Annotated in this window: 1 protein-coding gene; it reads left to right on the forward strand. The window is 70.3% G+C overall.

Annotation, left to right across the window (positions count from 1 at the left end; genetic code table 11):
• The coding region (locus KSP9073_RS17255; protein ID WP_133241051.1) for a hypothetical protein at window positions 1-448 on the forward strand (448 nt) is incomplete at both ends.

Here is a 448-nt window from a genome sequence, read left to right on the forward strand (position 1 = left end):
ACATCGCTGCGCCTGGCCGGCCAGTATCTGCACCAGGCCGCCGGCGCGCTGTTGATCGTCGGCCTGCGCGGTGTCGACGTGTATTGCCAGGCCGCCAAGCGCCTGCTTGAGGCAGTGGATGCCGGCACCGTTCCAGCCGACGCCCAGACGCTGGATGTGTTCTCGCGCGCCGTGCAGGCGTTGCAGGAATACGTGGCCGACCTGATGGCCGGTATGGGCGAAGAGCCGCTGCGCCTGTTCCAGCCGTATCAGGCCGTGCTGACCCGCCTGGGCGAAGAGCGCATCCATCCGGCCGACCTGTGGGCCGATGAGTTGCGGCACCTGCCGGCGCTACTGCTGCCCTCGCGCGATCTGCCGGGCCTGGCGCGCCTGCGCCGCAAGTTCGAGCTCGCCTTGCTGACCGCGCTGCGGGCGCCGGCCTCGAACGCCGATGGAGCGGTGGTGGATC

Source organism: Kushneria phyllosphaerae (assembly GCF_900312995.1).
Taxonomy (GTDB): Bacteria; Pseudomonadota; Gammaproteobacteria; order Pseudomonadales; family Halomonadaceae; genus Kushneria; species Kushneria phyllosphaerae.